The following is a 12,340-nucleotide window of genomic DNA, read 5'->3' as shown; positions in this document are numbered from 1 at the left end:
TGCTATTTCAGCTTCTTTTTATAGACAACTACTGATCCAAAAGCAAAGACCAGCCAAACCGCCCCAGAAAAAATCAAACCTGTCAGGGTCGCTGAATCAAGTGTATTGCCGCTCAGCAGCTCTCTTAATCCATCAATGACAGCTGTGAACGGATTATATTTGGCAAAAGTCTGCAGCCCGCTTTTCATGCTTTCTATCGGTGCAAATGCTGAACTGACGAATACGAAGGCCATCAATATATAGCTATAGACGCTGGCGGTCTCTACGCTTTTAGCTAGCAGTCCGAAAAATACCGCCACCCAAGTCATGGCAAAATTAAAGACTAAAAGCAGTAGGAATGCCAGCATAAAATGAAGCAGCGAGGTTTCCATTCGATAGCCAAATAGCAGCGCAGCTATGCCTACAAAAAACATAGAAACAAAATTATACAGAACAGAGGTATACACATGCCCTCCAAGTATTGAGCTTTTAGCAATCGGCATTGAATGAAACCGCTCAAAGATTCCCTTAGTCACATCCTGTGTCAGACGATAAGCTGTGTAGCCAGAACCTGTAATGACTGTCAAAATTAAGATACCCGGCACCACATAATCGATATAGCTTTTGTTCCCCATATCCATCGCACTGCCGTAAATGTAGACAGATGCCAGCATAATCATAACTGGCATCAAAACAACCGTAATCAGCGTATCAATACTTTTCATTGTGTGTTTTAATACTCGTCCTGTCATCGTCATTGTATCCTGCACTGTATGCATTTAAGCCGCCCCCTTTTCCACAATTTTCAGAAAGACATCTTCTAGTCTGCTTTCAATTTTTGAAAATGCCCGCAGCTCTAACCCGGCTGTTTCCAGCATTCCAAGAACTAAAGCAAATTCTTTAGCACTCCCATTTGTCAAAACTTGAATATTCAGCTCTTCCACATTCTCACGTATGGAATAAGCAGCCAACAGCACCACTGCTTTCTCGTAGTCGTTCTTTGTGTAAAAACCTAGTTCCACACCGTTTTCTTCCACTGTATCCTTTAGTTCCTTTGGCGTTCCTTCTGCTATCAGACGGCCTTCCTTCAAAATTCCTACTCTATCCGCTAGCTGTTCTGCCTCTTCAATATATTGTGTCGTTAGGAAAATCGTTACACCTGCTTCCTTCAGCTTACGAATTAACCCCCAAACCTCTAGACGGCTTTTCGGGTCAAGTCCTGTTGTAGGCTCATCTAAAAAAATGATTTGCGGATTACCAATTAGACTCATGGCAATATCCAGTCTTCTTTTCATCCCACCGGAAAATGAAGCAACCAGCTGATCCTTAGCATCAAGCAGCCGAAATTGTTCAAGCAGAGCTAGGGCTGCTTCTTTGGCATCCTTAAGATGACGCAGCCGTCCAATCATTACTAAATTTTCCTGTGCAGTAAACAGTTCATCCACTGCGGTAAACTGACCGGTCAAACTTATAGCCTCTTCTACGCTGCGGGGTTCCTGCTCTACATCAAATCCTGCAACGTATGCTTCACCAGCATCCTTATGAGAGAGCGTTGTTAAAATCTTAATAACCGTTGTTTTACCGGCACCATTCATTCCAAGCAAAGAATAGACCTCTCCTTTTCCCACTTGAAAGTTAAGGTTTTTAAGCACTGTTTGTGTTCCAAAGCTTTTAGATAAATCTTTTACGTCAATCACAGGGGCACTCATGCTTTCCACTCCATTCTTCTTGTGTTTCTTATTTACCTCGTATGTGTATCTCTAAATTTCTGAACCTTTTTATTCAGCTTTATTTTTCTTTCATCCACCCAGGTATTGGACACTTCTCTCACGATATCACTGGCAAATTCACCTACATCATCACCTGTCACTGCAAAAACATTCTGTCCGTTTTCAGCACTGTCTTCAAAAATTACCAGCAAATCATACATGGCCGCCAGCATCTTATGCCCTGTAAAATCAGAGAACTCCCACATATATTTTTGGATTTCTTTAAAGACAAAGCGATAATCCTCAGGAAGGGCCTCGATTCGATGCTCAAACTCCTTATATTCAGCTTTTTCATAACGCCAGTTTTTTGTTACCTCTAAAAGCTCTTTCCATTTACCCATGATGCTTCGCTCCCATCTCATCTTTAATTATTGCCATTTTTTCTGAAACAAATGTCCAGCGCTGCCAAAACGCCTCTAGTTCCCTCTCGCCTTTTTCATTCAGCGAATAAAACTTTCGAGCGGGTCCCTTTTCCGAAGGCTTCTTTTCAATAGCTACCAGCTGATTTTTTTCTAAACGAAGAAGAATAGTATAGACGGTTCCTTCAACGATATCTGTAAAACCAAGATCATTTAACGTCTTAGTGATTTCATAACCGTATGTCTCCTTTCGGCTAATGATTTCCAGAACCAGTCCTTCAAGAATTCCCTTCAGCATCTCTGTCAATTTATTCATTTCACTCACCTACTTCGTAATACTAAGTACAGGTATATAGTAATACTTAGTACCAACCTCTGTCAACTACTTTGTTTCACTTAGTAGTAAATATTTTTTCTATATAACAAAAAAAGAGCTGAAGCCCTTTGTACTTAGAGAGTTTCTGCTCTGGGAATTATTTATTTTTGTCCGCTTTTTCATTATCCTTTTAATTTGTACATTAGCTTGCTGCTTAACCCCATACTTTAAGTACTCTGACAGACAGTTTTTTTGCGGTACGTTCAAAAACAAGATTAAAGGTTTTTAAATAAAAAAGTTCCTTATTGACGCCGAAGGAATCCTCCGCCAGAATAAAGAGAGGAGCCACCGTATTACATCGTTACTTTTTGTAAATCTAATAAAAAATAGTGGACAGAACTATGAAAAAAATCATAAAAAACGGCCATCAAAATAAATGATTCCATTTTTTATTTTAGCTAAATTACTTATCACAGGAGGGCAAGATGAAATCAAGCAAACGAACATTTTCAATCGCGGTTATCTGTACTGCCGGTTTTGTAGCTCTGCTGCTATTTTTCATATCAAATCGGCAAAACAATCGTATCGAGTCTAATACTGAAACACAGACAATTTCAGGGACAGTCGCTGTGTCAGCTGATTCCAATAGCATACTTGTTGAAGGAGATTTAGTGACCCTGCAAATTTCTGATTCCGAATATCCCTTTGAAGAGCTAAACCTCGTTGAAGGCGACACAGTAGAAGTCACTTTTTCCGGTGCTATTCAAGAGACCTATCCATCAACCATCAACGGGAAAATCAGCTCTATTAAAAAGCTTTAGCTCAGCTGGCGTTCCACATCAGTCAAAAGCAGGCCGTTGTTTCCATGCGTTTAACTAAGACTGTTAGAATGAGCTTAGTAAGTTTTAGTTCGATATTTTATCAAAAAACAGTCAAGCGCCGGCATATTAGCAAAGGCGCTTGACTGTTTTTTTCATAGTCTATAATATTTTGTGTTATTCAGAAATCAACCAACACCTTTTTTAGTAATTGAAGCAGCTCGAAAATGACTATTTTCTATACTCATCACATAGACAAAAAGTCTGATATTCAATATAATTAGAAAGGATAAAAAAATGTTTGAATTTTCATTTATATCTAATAGAGGAGAAAAACATGAAAAACTGCCGACTTATTTTGAGCATTATAGGAGGATTATTCATTATGACAAGCTTGGGTGGTTGTGAAGTTAAAAATAAAGAGGAAGTAGAACAAGGTTTTGAGAATGTCTTAGCAATGTATCCTACTAAGAATTTAATGGATTTTTACGATATGGAGGGCTATCGAGACGAAAAGTTTGAAGAGGAGGACAAAGGAACTTGGGTTCTGGTATCTGGTATGGCTATCCGTCAACATGACGATGAGCCATTAATGAGTGAAGGAATGTTTTTGTGGTTAGATAGAAATAAACGTACAGCTACAGGTTACTATTACCAGAGAACTGTACCAATCGATTTGAAGGAAGACATAGAAGAGAAGCAATATCCTGTAACCTACGATGAACAAGGCTTTCATTTAACTGAAGAAGTGACTGATTCAGCTTTAAAAGAGAAGATATTAAATTTTAAATTTTTTGTTCAATATGGAAAATTTGACAAGTTGAACGAATACAAAAACCTACGGAAAATGTATAATCCAGAGGTTCCAATGTATGAATTGGAGTACCAGCTAACCAATCAAGACACTAATGTAAAACAATTGAGAGAACGCTACGATATCCCTACTAATCAGGCACCAACCATAGTCCTAAGCGGTCGTGGTGCGTTAGAAGGCTCCTCAATTGGTTCAAAGAATTTAACCATTCAATTCACAAAGAATCCTCCCGTCTATTTTTCAGACTCAATTGACTACCAGCCCTCAAATACGGAGGATAACCAATGAGTGATTATAAGATAAAGGCAATGCCTTTCTGAAGATTATACAATACGGTTTCCCTCGGCAATAAACTAATCAAGGTTTCTGAAGTGAGTTTTCGATGAAGCAAAAACGGTCTATATTTATATCTAAATAGAGGAGAAAAACATGAAAAATTGTCGACTTATTTTGAGCATTATAGGAGGATTATTCATTATGACAAGCTTGGGTGGTTGTGAAGTTAAAAATAAAGAGGAAGTAGAACAAGGTTTTGAGAATGTCTTGGCAATGTATCCTACTAAGAATTTAATGGATTTTTACGATATGGAGGGCTATCGAGACGAGGAGTTTGAAGAGGAGGACAAAGGAACTTGGGTTCTAAACTCTAGTATGTCAATCAGCCAATCTGAGGATGATCCTTTGGTTAGCGAAGGAATAGTACTCCGTTTAAATCGAAATACACGAACTGCTGAGGGACACTATTATCAGACATGGATTCCAGATGACTTGTCAAAAAGCACAGAAAAAAAGCAATATCCTGTAACTTACGATGAACAAGGCTTTCATTTAACTGAAGAAGTGACTGATTCAGCTTTAAAAGAGAAGATATTAAATTTTAAATTTTTTGTTCAATATGGAAAATTTGACAAGTTGAACGAATACAAAAACCTACGGAAAATGTATAATCCAGAGGTTCCAATGTATGAATTGGAGTACCAGCTAACCAATCAAGACACTAATGTAAAGCAATTGAGAGAACGCTACGATATCCCTACTAATCAGGCACCAACCATAGTCCTAAGCGGTCGTGGTGCGTTAGAAGGCTCCTCAATTGGTTCGAAGGAATTAACATTTCAGTTTGAAAAAAATCCACCTATCTTTTTTAGAGATTCCATTGATTATCAACCTTCAATTGAGGAGGATAACCAATGAGTGATTACAAACTAAAAGATAAAGGAATCAATTCAGGAACCGAAGAGACTAGTGCAATTTCTACTATCTCTTATGAGATAGAAAATGCACTTTTTAATGGTCTGGATTCAAGACAAATTAGGAGACAAATTGAGGAGCTTCAGGAGCAGGGAAAATTCCCTCCAAATCTACAGCTAGTTGACGCTTTTTACGATAAAAATACCAGTCTTAGCGGTGTAGCATTTAAGGATAACAACACTGGGAAGGTAACCGTTGGTTTTGCTGGAACCAATTTGGACAATGGCTGGGGAGAGAAAATGCAGGATTTTATAGCGGATGGTTCGATTGCTGTAAACGGAGATACTGCCCGTTCGGCTTACTTTAAAGAAGGGAACGCCTTTCTGAATAATTTAAAACAGAATTATACTGTTGATACCGTGACTGGTCATTCGAAGGGTGGACGGGATGGTGCTGTTTTAGGGATGTCTCATCAAATTCCTAATATCGTATTATACAATGCGGCTCCTCTTAGCAATAAACTAGGCAAAGGGATAGGTATGCTCTTTGATCAATCAGGATTTCTAAATCGAATATTCAGTGAAGCTGAAATGGCCTATATTATTCATAAGTATAAAGGGCGTCTTGTCTATTTTATTTCTGAAGATGATCCATTAAATAAATACGCTAGTATGTTCGGCAGTCTTTATCCCGGTGAGAAATTTAAGCTTTACAACGGAAAAGGGCATGATATGACTGGTTTTCTGTCTAAAGAAGAACAAGCCTTTATCCGTGCTTATCTACCATTAGTCGATGAAAACGGCAAAAAAATATCCAGTGTAGAAATAGCCAAAACAATGACCAAAATGAGGATGAAAGAACTGAATAGCTTGAGGAATAAATTAACCAAGAGTGGTGGCGGGCTTTCCTCGACTGAAAGTATCTTTTTAGATGCTGCAGAAGCTCTAGCAGTAACAGAAGGAATGAAACAAACCATTCAAGCTGAACTTTTAGAGTTAAAAACTATGTACAACAACGCAATAGAGGACGCCCAGCAATTATGGGCGGATACCTTAGCTAATGCAAGTACTGTCGGTGCAACGCTGACAGAAGCAGAAGAATTAAGTGCTCTGCAAAGTGGTGGTGCCACAAAAGAAAGTATTGTGACAGAGCCTGTGGCAGAATATGAGCGAGCTCTTGCTAAAGCTGCAGAAATTGAGCAGCATTATGATCAGCTGATTGACTCCATTAAAGCCTCAATTACTGAACAGTTGGCAGCTGACCATGGATTGGCAAGTCAGATAGGAAGTGCGTAATGGAAAATGAGAACTACAATAAAAAAATACAACAACTGGAAGACGATTACGAAAGAGAAAAAAGATGTTTTGAGGAAGAATTAGAACAAACTACTCTGGAAAAACATCGTTTCAACTCCCTCCTCGAAGAAACAGTTGAACGACTCCGTTCAACATTTTCAAGGCAGGAAGACCACGATTCACTGGATTTAAGGCATGCCTATCATATGGTAGAACAGGCACAAGAAGAAGGAGTAAATTTAGTGAATAATCTTACTTATAAAATAGAATGTGTTTTAGAAGAAACTGAACAACAGTACAAAAAGCAAGTAACTATTTATGAAGAAGAGCGAATTATCTCAAAGAAAGAAGAAGATTTAAATGATTGACAGTTTAAAAGATGAACTAAAGGATATTCGAAAAAACTTGGAAAAATCGCTGATTCGTTCGTTTACTGCTAGTCATAGCAGACACGTTTCCGACACAAGGAAACAACGAATGAAGCAAGCTGAAGAGACAATAATTACTGCTCTAAAAAGTAACTCCTCAAATTATCTAAGCAGTTTAACAACAGCGGCCAAAGGAAAATGGGTGACGCAAGCAAAAAAATCCTTTAAAGAGACAACAAAACAATTTGAACAATTTTAATATATTTTCAAAAACAACTGCGAGAACCGAGTAGGTACTTTTTAACATCAGCTCGTCCCTCACTGTGTTTCGCAGCAATAAGCCGAATAATCCAAAAATTGTCAAGAAACACTACGGGAAACCGAGTAGCTGTTGATTGATACCTACCTGTAGCTTCTCCTATTTTTGAGATTATTCGGCTCATTTTCAAGGGGTTGCTTTTTGAAGACCGCTTATTCGGTTTTAGGGATGCCCGAAGTCTGGGATTTTATTTATGTCCCAGACTCAATCTTCTACATTCTAATCTTTTCTGACAATATTTTCATCACTCTTATCTTGTTAGTAACCATCAACCATCTATTGCTGTTTGGCTGCTATGGCTATAAAGTTACTTACGACTCTTTTTTTTTAATGTACAAAGAATATTCCATTTTAACTGATGATGGTCGTTAAACGCTTCTTTTGTCAACTGATCAATCGTCAAAATTTGTCTCTTCAAGCGCTGGGCATCTATCACACTATAGGCAGATAAATCGATTAGATCAACGTAGCTGGTCTTCCCATATAGATAGGACAATCGAGCGATTAATGCTTGATTGGGATAACCCAACAACACAATATCCGCAGAAATAAACCTTTCTTTCATTTCCTCATAAGAAGCAAGCAACAGTTTAAATTCCTGATTTTCAGTCATTACTTGTACAAGCTTGTCATACAAAATTTTAACGACATCAAAGGATTGCTGCGGCCGATCGGTAACCAGCAATACAGTGGTTGTTTTTTGCATTATTCTCCCTCCAAATCTTATACCTATCAACTATCCTAAGTCTAAACCTTAAACCCAACTTTAAGTCAAGAGCAACGGAAGCATTTTACACAAATAATTTCAAAAAATTTTTTCATCCCCTTCCCTTGACCCTCCCCTTACAGGAGGATATATATTGGTTTTGAAGGGAGGAGTTACAATGAATCATTGCATAGTAGTCAAGGATTTGAGCAAAACAATCAAAAACAAAACAATAATCAATCAGCTAACATTTTCAGTCGAAAAAGGACAGGTATTTGGTCTGCTGGGTCCTAACGGTGCTGGAAAGACAACGACTATTGAATGTCTTTTAGGTATCAAGCAGTTTGACGACGGTGAGGTAACACTCTTAGGAACCACGCCTGGTAAAAATCGAAAGGAGATATTCCAAAAAATCGGTGTCCAGCTTCAGTCTTCCAGCTATCAGCCGGCTATCAGAGTAGCTGAGCTTTGCGAAGAAATATCTGTCCTCTATAGACAGCCCAGAGATTATCGGGAGCTATTAGAACTGTTCCACCTTTCACAATATGAAAAACAACCGGTCAATAAGCTGTCCGGTGGTGAGAAACAAAAACTGTCCATTATTTTGGCACTGATTCCCAATCCCGAAATTATTTTTCTGGATGAATTAACAACCGGCTTGGATACTGAGGCCCGCAGAGAAGTTTGGACAATCTTAAAACAGCTGAAGGCTGCGGGCCTGACAATGTTCTTAACAACCCATTATATGGAAGAAGCCGAAGCTTTATGTGACTATCTCTACTTAATAAACAAAGGTAAAAAAGTAGTAGAAGGAACGGTAGAAGCAATTATTCAGGCAGCATCAGCGGAGCATTTAGAAGAAGCCTATTTAAAGCATATGGAGGGAATCAGCTATGCATAAATTTCTGACTTTAGTTAAAATCGAAGGAAAGCAGGCTCTACGTTCCTTCGATGGCCTCCTCTTTGGGGTGGGCATGCCTCTAGGTGTATTAGTCTTAATCGCAACAATCGCTGGAAATCAGCAGGTTGCTCAAGGCAGCTACACGTTTTTGGACAGCAGTTTCAGCTCCTTACTTGCAGTTGGGATTTGTGCGACTGCATTTATGGGTATTCCATTGACAATTTGTGATTATCGCGATAAAAAGATATTGAAGCATTACCGCGTCACACCAATCAGTCCCCTGCTCATTTTGGCAGCACAATTTTTTATCGGCATGCTCACAGCCTTGCTTTCAGCCGGAACAATCATTTTAGTTAGTACTGCTTTTTTGGGCTACCAGATGAACGGCAGTTGGCTGCAGCTGATTGGCGCATATTTTTTGGTGATGATTGCTATGTACAGTATTGGTATGTTGATTGCCAGCCTTTGCCCAACATTAAAAATTGCTAATGTAGTCTGCAGCTTTGTTTATTTTCCAATGCTGTTTCTATCAGGGGCAATGATTCCTTTTGAGCTATTTCCCAAAGCACTGCAACAGGTAGCCAGTGTTTTACCTTTGACTCAGGGGATTAAACTGCTGAAGTCAGTGACTATCAATGAACCTGTTGGGAATCCGCTGTTGATTGTTCTATTGATGCTGGGTATTACACTGCTGTGCGGCAGTCTAGCTGTCAAATTATTCCGCTGGGAGTAGCTTCTAATAAAGCAATAGACGTTATGCTGAGGCAGGAAATTTCTGCTTCAGCTATTCTGAAAGGGTGAGTCCAATGAGTACAGACTGTAAAGAAGAAGAAAAATTATACAGAATCGGGATTTTTTCAAAAATGAATCATGTGACAATCAAGGCTTTGCGTCATTATGATGATGTCGACCTTCTAAAGCCCCAATACATCGATCCGGAAAACGGCTACCGCTATTATAGTTCCAGCCAGCTGCCGGCTCTCCATCAGCTTCTGGCTTTACGTAAGATTGGCTATACTCTTGAAGAAATCAAACAGGTGCAAAATGGCGTGGACGAAGCCACGCTGCTGCAAAGAAAAAAGCAGCAAATTATGAAAGAAATTGCGGAACGAACAGCCATGTTGGCACAGCTGGAAGGCTATCTTCTCTCAAAAGATGCTGTTCAGCACTATCATGTGGTGATAAAGAGCCTGCCGAAAGTAATTGTGGCTTCCATGAGAACAATACTGCCTACATATAATGCAGTTTTCTCCTATGTACCAGCAATGGGTGCTGAAATGGAGCGCCTCAACTGTGAATGCGCTGAACCTGAGTATTGTTTCAACGTGTATCACGATCATGAATACCGTGAAGAAAACATCGATGTTGAAATTTGTCAGTCCGTTACTGAAATGGGAACCGATAGTGAGCTTATTACCTTTAAAGAGCTTCCAGAGGTTGAAACAGCTGTATGCGTTCTGCATAAGGGTTCTTATGCTGGACTACCTCAAGCCTATGCCGCATTGGTCCATTTTATTGAAGTTAATAACTATCAACTGATGGAATCTCCCCGTGAAAATTATATTGACGGCATCTGGAACAAAGATAGCGAAGAAGACTGGCTGACTGAAATTCAGTTCCCTGTTCAGAAAGCATAGAAGAAACAGCTGGAACAGAAGGGGAAGTGAAAAAACGAAATATTTTAGACTCTGCCTCAAAGTATATTGGCAGGAAAAAACTGAAGAAACCTTTGAGGCTTGGAACAAAAAGCAGAAAATTGCTGGCTTTTGTTCCAAGTTTTTTGGAGAAGAAAACAGCTTATTTCATAAGTCTAGATAACAATTCGTTGGTTCAGCAGCTATTTTCTTCATACCACGCTGCTGTGGTTAAACATTTTCCCGTCTTTCTTTAAAATAATCTATGGTTTTCTTTTTATCTCTCAGCAGCTCCTATATAATAAAAGGTAACAAATTGTGTTAGGAGTCTATTATGGAAAAAAAGATTTACGCATCATTTAATTCAGAAACGATTAGAGTTTACCAAGCCTATAATCATAAAATTGCCGCAGAGGCTACTTCGTTAGGTCATTTCGGTCCTTCTTTTAAGCTGGAGCGCATGACCTGGATTAAGCCTTCCTTCCTATGGATGATGTATCGTTCCGGCTGGGCATCAAAAGAAGGGCAAGAACGAGTGCTGGCAATCGACATAACAATTGACGGTTTCAGAGAGCTGTTGAAGCATGTTGTTCTTTCAACTTACGATGAACAGTTGTATCCAAGCTATGAGAGCTGGCAGAAAAAAGTGAAAAGCTCTGAAGTACGCTGCCAATGGGATCCCGACAAAGACCTTCATTTGGAAAAAATGGAACGAAAAGCAATCCAGCTCGGTCTAAGAGGGAAAATGGTAGAAAAATATGTCCGGCACTGGACAACGAACATCACCGATATCACCGAGGAAGTTCACCAGATGAAAAATCAAATTGATGCCGGCAGCTTTGATATGACCGCTCTTCCTAAAGAAAATGAGTTTCCTTTATCAGTAGAGGAAAAAAGAATCTTAGGTATTCAAGAAACAAGTCATTAACCAACCAAGAGGTGTAAACCTTCTGTTAAGAAGCAGCCGAAAAAGACAACTTGAGGTGATTCTATGCAAATCAATCGTTTACTGGAAATTATTTTGATTCTGCTCTACCGGAAAAAAACAACCGCAAAAGAAATGGCGGAACGTTTCAGCGTATCGGTTCGAACAATCTACAGAGATGTTGACACTTTAAGTGTCTCTGGCATTCCTGTTTATTCAGTCAAGGGGAAAAACGGCGGAATTTTTCTAGAGGATTCTTTCACTTTAGATCAGGCACTTTTAGGAAATGAAGAAAAGGATGACCTTTTTTTGGCATTAAACCTGCTTAAATCACTGGGAATTCTTGAGACGGATGAATTAATGCGCAAATTCGAATCCGCCTTTGATTTGACGGATTGGCTGGAGCTCACTCTACCTGCCACGCTGCCCCATAACAACAACACCTTTTCTCAATTGAAAAAAGCCATTTTGCTGGTAAGAAAAATCACGTTTATCTTTTATAGCCGCTATGGGCAGACCATGCTGATTACTGCGGAACCACTGAAAATTATTTTTAGAAGTCAAAGCTGGTTTCTTCTAGGCTATGTACCTGAAAAAAAGGAGCATCAGCTTTTTCGAATCGACTGTATAAAAAGCATCACCATACTAGATGAATACTTTCATCCTAAATTACCCGAAAGTATCGATAATCTTTTTGACAAGTTTAAAGTGACTCTTCAATTCAGCAAGCGTATCGCCTATAACCAATATGACCGTTTTTTTTATGATGAGGTAAGTGTCAATCCAGATAACAGCTATAATATTACGTTTGAATTTACAGAGCTGGACGAACTCTATAGCTTTTTACTGCCGTTCGGCCGCAATGTCAAAATTATCGAACCTCTCTGGGTTAAAGAAAAAATTTGTGCACATGCAAAATATTTTTTAGAAAACAATTTATAATATG

At 39.0% G+C, this 12,340-nt stretch carries 16 protein-coding genes; 11 read left to right on the top strand and 5 right to left on the bottom strand.

Translation table 11 applies throughout. From position 1 onward, the window contains the following. Nucleotides 1–2 precede the first annotated feature (2 nt). Genes AC1Z3K_RS08295 through AC1Z3K_RS08280 form a run of 4 tightly spaced genes read right to left on the bottom strand, consistent with a single transcriptional unit; the run spans nt 3 to nt 2,423 of the window. Nucleotides 3–758, bottom strand: a complete 756-nt coding sequence (locus AC1Z3K_RS08295; protein ID WP_461732449.1) for an ABC transporter permease — start codon at nt 756–758, stop codon at nt 3–5. Next, entirely contained in the window at nt 759–1,688 is a 930-nt protein-coding gene (locus AC1Z3K_RS08290; protein ID WP_426082716.1) for an ATP-binding cassette domain-containing protein, read from the bottom strand. Between the two features lie 32 nt (nt 1,689–1,720). Further along, entirely contained in the window at nt 1,721–2,089 is a 369-nt protein-coding gene (locus AC1Z3K_RS08285) for a DUF1048 domain-containing protein (RefSeq protein ID WP_461732448.1), read from the bottom strand. After that, nucleotides 2,082–2,423, bottom strand: coding sequence for a PadR family transcriptional regulator (locus AC1Z3K_RS08280; protein WP_426082719.1), 342 nt, complete (start codon nt 2,421–2,423; stop codon nt 2,082–2,084). Before AC1Z3K_RS08280 ends, AC1Z3K_RS08285 begins: the two co-directional genes overlap by 8 nt. A gap of 485 nt (nt 2,424–2,908) precedes the next feature. Here AC1Z3K_RS08280 and AC1Z3K_RS08275 point away from each other — a divergent pair, with 485 nt between their 5' ends. From AC1Z3K_RS08275 to AC1Z3K_RS08250, 6 genes are all read left to right on the top strand, one after another. Further along, on the top strand, nt 2,909–3,244 hold the full coding sequence (locus AC1Z3K_RS08275) for a hypothetical protein (protein WP_461732447.1): 336 nt from the start codon (nt 2,909–2,911) through the stop codon (nt 3,242–3,244). 334 nt (nt 3,245–3,578) lie between these two features. Beyond that, nucleotides 3,579–4,343: a tandem-type lipoprotein gene (locus tag AC1Z3K_RS08270; protein ID WP_461732446.1), complete on the top strand. Its 765-nt coding sequence runs from the start codon at nt 3,579–3,581 to the stop codon at nt 4,341–4,343. Nucleotides 4,344–4,484: 141 nt separating this feature from the next. Next, entirely contained in the window at nt 4,485–5,249 is a 765-nt protein-coding gene (locus AC1Z3K_RS08265) for a tandem-type lipoprotein (RefSeq protein ID WP_461732445.1), read from the top strand. Next, complete coding sequence (locus tag AC1Z3K_RS08260; RefSeq protein WP_461732444.1) at nt 5,246–6,541, top strand: hypothetical protein; 1,296 nt, start codon at nt 5,246–5,248, stop codon at nt 6,539–6,541. Before AC1Z3K_RS08265 ends, AC1Z3K_RS08260 begins: the two co-directional genes overlap by 4 nt. Further along, nucleotides 6,541–6,909, top strand: a complete 369-nt coding sequence (locus AC1Z3K_RS08255; RefSeq protein WP_426082723.1) for a hypothetical protein — start codon at nt 6,541–6,543, stop codon at nt 6,907–6,909. Before AC1Z3K_RS08260 ends, AC1Z3K_RS08255 begins: the two co-directional genes overlap by 1 nt. Then, nucleotides 6,902–7,168, top strand: a complete 267-nt coding sequence (locus tag AC1Z3K_RS08250; protein WP_426082725.1) for a hypothetical protein — start codon at nt 6,902–6,904, stop codon at nt 7,166–7,168. Before AC1Z3K_RS08255 ends, AC1Z3K_RS08250 begins: the two co-directional genes overlap by 8 nt. A 367-nt stretch (nt 7,169–7,535) precedes the next feature. On the opposite strand, the gene AC1Z3K_RS08245 is transcribed toward AC1Z3K_RS08250, so the two are convergent. Then, nucleotides 7,536–7,934: a hypothetical protein gene (locus tag AC1Z3K_RS08245; RefSeq protein WP_461732443.1), complete on the bottom strand. Its 399-nt coding sequence runs from the start codon at nt 7,932–7,934 to the stop codon at nt 7,536–7,538. Between the two features lie 178 nt (nt 7,935–8,112). Between AC1Z3K_RS08245 and AC1Z3K_RS08240 the strand changes: the two genes are divergently transcribed. The 5 genes from AC1Z3K_RS08240 (at nt 8,113) to AC1Z3K_RS08220 (ending at nt 12,336) form a co-directional block, all read left to right on the top strand. Beyond that, nucleotides 8,113–8,835, top strand: a complete 723-nt coding sequence (locus AC1Z3K_RS08240; RefSeq protein ID WP_461732442.1) for an ABC transporter ATP-binding protein — start codon at nt 8,113–8,115, stop codon at nt 8,833–8,835. Next, the gene (locus AC1Z3K_RS08235; protein ID WP_461732441.1) at nt 8,828–9,568 is read left to right on the top strand and encodes an ABC transporter permease; all 741 of its coding nucleotides are present in this window, start codon (nt 8,828–8,830) and stop codon (nt 9,566–9,568) included. Before AC1Z3K_RS08240 ends, AC1Z3K_RS08235 begins: the two co-directional genes overlap by 8 nt. Nucleotides 9,569–9,641: 73 nt before the next feature. Then, nucleotides 9,642–10,472 (top strand): MerR family transcriptional regulator, encoded by an 831-nt coding sequence (locus AC1Z3K_RS08230; protein WP_461732440.1) that lies wholly within the window; start codon nt 9,642–9,644, stop codon nt 10,470–10,472. Nucleotides 10,473–10,803: 331 nt separating this feature from the next. Next, the gene (locus tag AC1Z3K_RS08225) at nt 10,804–11,397 is read left to right on the top strand and encodes a DUF4291 domain-containing protein (protein ID WP_426082733.1); all 594 of its coding nucleotides are present in this window, start codon (nt 10,804–10,806) and stop codon (nt 11,395–11,397) included. 63 nt (nt 11,398–11,460) lie between these two features. Further along, on the top strand, nt 11,461–12,336 hold the full coding sequence (locus AC1Z3K_RS08220; RefSeq protein ID WP_461732439.1) for a helix-turn-helix transcriptional regulator: 876 nt from the start codon (nt 11,461–11,463) through the stop codon (nt 12,334–12,336). Nucleotides 12,337–12,340: the final 4 nt, after the last annotated feature.

The sequence above is a fragment of the Enterococcus sp. LJL128 genome, from assembly GCF_056924295.1.
Note: the sequence above shows the minus strand (reverse complement) of the source record. Positions and strands in the feature narration are given on the sequence as shown.

Bases quoted from the DNA above. Each gene is read 5' to 3' on its own strand.
- AC1Z3K_RS08295 (WP_461732449.1), bottom strand. From the start codon at position 758: ATGCATACAGTGCAGGATACAATGACGATGACAGGACGAGTATTAAAA.
- AC1Z3K_RS08290 (WP_426082716.1), bottom strand. From the start codon at position 1,688: ATGAGTGCCCCTGTGATTGACGTAAAAGATTTATCTAAAAGCTTTGGA.
- AC1Z3K_RS08285 (WP_461732448.1), bottom strand. From the start codon at position 2,089: ATGGGTAAATGGAAAGAGCTTTTAGAGGTAACAAAAAACTGGCGTTAT.
- AC1Z3K_RS08280 (WP_426082719.1), bottom strand. From the start codon at position 2,423: ATGAATAAATTGACAGAGATGCTGAAGGGAATTCTTGAAGGACTGGTT.
- AC1Z3K_RS08275 (WP_461732447.1), top strand. From the start codon at position 2,909: ATGAAATCAAGCAAACGAACATTTTCAATCGCGGTTATCTGTACTGCC.
- AC1Z3K_RS08270 (WP_461732446.1), top strand. From the start codon at position 3,579: ATGAAAAACTGCCGACTTATTTTGAGCATTATAGGAGGATTATTCATT.
- AC1Z3K_RS08265 (WP_461732445.1), top strand. From the start codon at position 4,485: ATGAAAAATTGTCGACTTATTTTGAGCATTATAGGAGGATTATTCATT.
- AC1Z3K_RS08260 (WP_461732444.1), top strand. From the start codon at position 5,246: ATGAGTGATTACAAACTAAAAGATAAAGGAATCAATTCAGGAACCGAA.
- AC1Z3K_RS08255 (WP_426082723.1), top strand. From the start codon at position 6,541: ATGGAAAATGAGAACTACAATAAAAAAATACAACAACTGGAAGACGAT.
- AC1Z3K_RS08250 (WP_426082725.1), top strand. From the start codon at position 6,902: ATGATTGACAGTTTAAAAGATGAACTAAAGGATATTCGAAAAAACTTG.
- AC1Z3K_RS08245 (WP_461732443.1), bottom strand. From the start codon at position 7,934: ATGCAAAAAACAACCACTGTATTGCTGGTTACCGATCGGCCGCAGCAA.
- AC1Z3K_RS08240 (WP_461732442.1), top strand. From the start codon at position 8,113: ATGAATCATTGCATAGTAGTCAAGGATTTGAGCAAAACAATCAAAAAC.
- AC1Z3K_RS08235 (WP_461732441.1), top strand. From the start codon at position 8,828: ATGCATAAATTTCTGACTTTAGTTAAAATCGAAGGAAAGCAGGCTCTA.
- AC1Z3K_RS08230 (WP_461732440.1), top strand. From the start codon at position 9,642: ATGAGTACAGACTGTAAAGAAGAAGAAAAATTATACAGAATCGGGATT.
- AC1Z3K_RS08225 (WP_426082733.1), top strand. From the start codon at position 10,804: ATGGAAAAAAAGATTTACGCATCATTTAATTCAGAAACGATTAGAGTT.
- AC1Z3K_RS08220 (WP_461732439.1), top strand. From the start codon at position 11,461: ATGCAAATCAATCGTTTACTGGAAATTATTTTGATTCTGCTCTACCGG.